This is a genomic window from Streptomyces sp. NPDC033845 (genome assembly GCF_055576225.1).
Genome location: NZ_JBVIRI010000070.1, coordinates 1 through 3056, shown reverse-complemented (window position 1 = coordinate 3056; position 3056 = coordinate 1). Strand labels below are relative to the sequence as shown.

At 72.4% G+C, this 3056-nt stretch carries 3 protein-coding genes and 1 pseudogene; 1 reads left to right on the top strand and 3 read right to left on the bottom strand.

Features of this window, described 5'->3' with window-relative positions; translation table 11 throughout:
- The 3 genes and pseudogenes from ACZ50K_RS37790 to ACZ50K_RS37780 all read right to left on the bottom strand — a co-directional run.
- Positions 1–329: pseudogene (locus tag ACZ50K_RS37790) on the bottom strand (ATP-grasp peptide maturase system methyltransferase); the annotation flags it as partial.
- Complete coding sequence (tgmB, locus tag ACZ50K_RS37785) at positions 326–1306, bottom strand: ATP-grasp ribosomal peptide maturase (protein WP_468912007.1); 981 nt, start codon at positions 1304–1306, stop codon at positions 326–328. The pseudogene ACZ50K_RS37790 and the gene tgmB, both read right to left, overlap by 4 nt.
- A gap of 3 nt (positions 1307–1309) precedes the next feature.
- Entirely contained in the window at positions 1310–1576 is a 267-nt protein-coding gene (locus tag ACZ50K_RS37780) for a putative ATP-grasp-modified RiPP (RefSeq protein WP_468912004.1), read from the bottom strand.
- A 159-nt stretch (positions 1577–1735) separates the two neighbouring features.
- Between ACZ50K_RS37780 and ACZ50K_RS37775 the strand changes: the two genes are divergently transcribed.
- The coding region (locus ACZ50K_RS37775) for a Tat pathway signal protein (protein WP_468912001.1) at positions 1736–3056 on the top strand (1321 nt) is incomplete at its 3' end.

Genomic DNA, 3056 nt, shown 5'->3' with positions numbered 1-3056 from the left:
GAGGTGGGTGCCCCGCCGTGCCGGGGGGAGGGCCGGGTCCAGTCGGGTTCGTCGCCGTCGAACTGGGTGATGAGCGTGGTGTCGGTGTAGGCGGCGGACAGCCAGCGGCCGTAGTCGAGTGCGGCGGTGACCGGCTGCCACACGGTCAGCCCGAGGCTGTCGGGTTCGTCGGCGGGCAGGTAGAAGCCGGGCACGAACCGGTGCCGCGGCACCCGCTCCACGGCGGCCCGCCATGCGGGATCGGCGAGTACCCCGTCTTCTGTGAGGGCCTTGGCCATGGTCTGGCGCAGGGGGACGGCGTCGGTCTCGGGGTCGGCGGGCAAGGTCACGGCCTGCCGCCTCCTTCCTGGGTGAGGATGTCGGCGAACGCTTCGGTGATGGCGGCAGCGTCGGGGAGCCAGCCCCACTGCCCGTTCGGATTGCATTCGATGGCCGTCCAGTGCTCCGCCCTCTCGCCGCCGCCGGTCAGGGCGAAGTCGAAGCAGCCGAAGACCAGGCCGAACGATGCCAGGTAGTCGCGTGCCGCGGCGGCGATGGGCTCGGGTACGTCGATGGGGGCGTGGACCAGCTTGTTCCAGTCGCCGCGGCGCCAGTCAAGGGCGCCGTCGGGTGCCTGGGCACGGCTGGCGAACACCTGCCGGCCGGCGACGGTCATCCGCACGTCGCCGGTCTTGGGCACCTCCGCCTGGAACAGGTGGGGCATGACCGACAGGGAGTCGTCGAAGGTGTCGGGGTCGACGCGCTGGGCCCAGATCACCCCGGCGTGCCCGTCGTTGCTGGCGGGCAGGCCGCGGAAGGGCTTGTAGATGATCCGGCCGTGTTCGGCGGCGAACGCGCGGGCCTGGCCGACGTCGTTAGTGACCAGCGTCGCCGGGATGGTGAGCCCGAGCTCGGCGAACCGCTCCAGCTGGGCGGGCTTGAACTCGGCGCGGGCGACGGCGAGGGGATGGTTGACGTAGAGGGCGCCGCCCAGGGTGTGCAGGATTCCGCCGAGCCCGTGCCGGGCCTCGGCGACGCAGAAGTCCCGTTGCTGGGCGGGCAGGTGCCCGTACCGGGCGGCGTACGGGGTGGGGCGGCGGTAGTACACCGCCGCCACCTCCCCTAACTCCACCTCCCGGCTGCCGGTGACCAGGCGTCCGCCCCAGGCCGGCGCCCCGCCTCCGATGCGGGCCCCGAAGGACAGCCCCGCCCCGATGTCGGCGGGGTCCGCGCGGACCAGGGGCACCTCACGCTCGTTCAGTGCGCCGATCACCAGGTCCGCGGTGACGTCCTCCAGCGCGGTGAGGACCAGGATGGTGGAGGTCATCGGTCAGTCCGTGCTGTAGTCGGGGCTGGAGTCGTCCGAGGTCTGCGGCTGCGGGCTGTCTCCGTCGCTGCCACCGGACTGGGACACGGTCGGGTTGGTCTGGTTGGTGCCGTGCTGGCCCATCTCCAGCCGGCGGCCGGCCGCGTCGGTGTAGCGGGCGGTCTGCGTGGACGGGTCCAGAGCCACCGCGGCGTAGGACGGCTGGCCGATCGGCAGCCGGTCGGTGACCAGCCCCATCGCCCACGGAGCCTGGGGTGCAAGCGTCTGCATGCGCAATCCCTTCCCCTTCTACTCTCAGGCGGTCAGCCGGGCGGCTGCCGCCTCCAGAAGAATCCGCCCCCGCCACCGCCCCGCACCAGCACCGTAGAGGTCGCGAACCGTGGCGCAAATGCCACGCTCCGTACTTGGAGTCGGGAGGGTGAGGCAGCGATGGCCGACAGATCCGGAAACCCGCACCTGGAACTGTGGATCGCCGCAACCGGCCTGTCCCACAGCGAGATCGCGCGCCGCATCGCGGCGGCGGCCAAAGCCCAAGGCCACCGCCAGATCGCCCCCGACGCCACCCGCATCCGGCGCTGGATCGACGGCGAACGCCCCCGCTCTCCGGTACCCGCCCTCCTTGCCGAAGTACTCTCGGAGGCGGCGGGCCAGGCCCTCACTCCCGGTGACCTCGGCCTGACCACCACCGGCCCCGAGCTGGACAGCATCCAACTGCCCTTGCTGACCGAGGCAGCCGCCCACTCCCTGGCCGGATGGACGCAGATGGACCTGTTCATCAACCGCCGCGACACCCTCAGACTCGCCGTAGGCGCCCCACTGATCCTCGCCGCCGAACGGATGCTCGGCGGCACCGCCCACGCGCTGAACAGCAGCACGAAGGGCTTCGACGCGGGCACCGTCACCGCCCTGGAGGACGTGACCGCGTTCTTCTCCCAGGTCGACGCCTCCAAGGGCGGCGGCCTCTACCGCTCGGCAATCGTCGCCCAGCTCGCCGAAGTCGCCCGCCGCATCCAGGACGGCGTCCCCCGCAGCCTGCGGACCCGCGTGTTCGCGGCCACCGCCGACCTCGCGGCGCTCGCGGGGTGGGTCAGCCACGACTGCGACCGGTACGGCACAGCACAGCGGTACTGGAGCTACGGCGTGTACGCGGCCGGCGAGGCCGGACACCCCGACCGCGGAGTGGAGATCGTCACCCGCATGTCCCACCAGATGATCTACCTCGGCCGCCCCGGCGACGCCCTCGGCCTCCTCGGCGTAGCCGGAGCGAAGGCACAGACGCCCGCCACCCAGGCACTGGTCGCCTCCCAGACCGGCCGAGTACACGCCGCCCTCGGCGACGAGCGAGCAGCCGACCGGCATCTCGGCGACGCCGACGAACTCCTGGCCGCCGGCCTCGGCGACGTCCCGGAGTGGGTGGACTACTTCGACGCCGCTGAACACACCGGCGCCCGCGCTGTCTCCGCCCGCGACCTCACCGGACTCGGCCGCGGCCGCCGGACCGCCAGCACCCACTTCCACGACGCCCTCAGGCTCAGGAAGCCCGGCTTCGACCGGGTCCGCGTCATGGACCGCGTCGGCCTGGCCGCCGCCCTCTTCGACGAAGGCGAGGCCGAACAAGGGGCTGCGGCAGCCCACCAGGCCCTCGACGACGCCGCCCGCATCGACTCCACCCTGGTGACGTCCCGGCTCAACACACTGCTGGACGCCGCCCGCCCCTACAAGACCACCGTCGTCCACGACGTACGCGCGA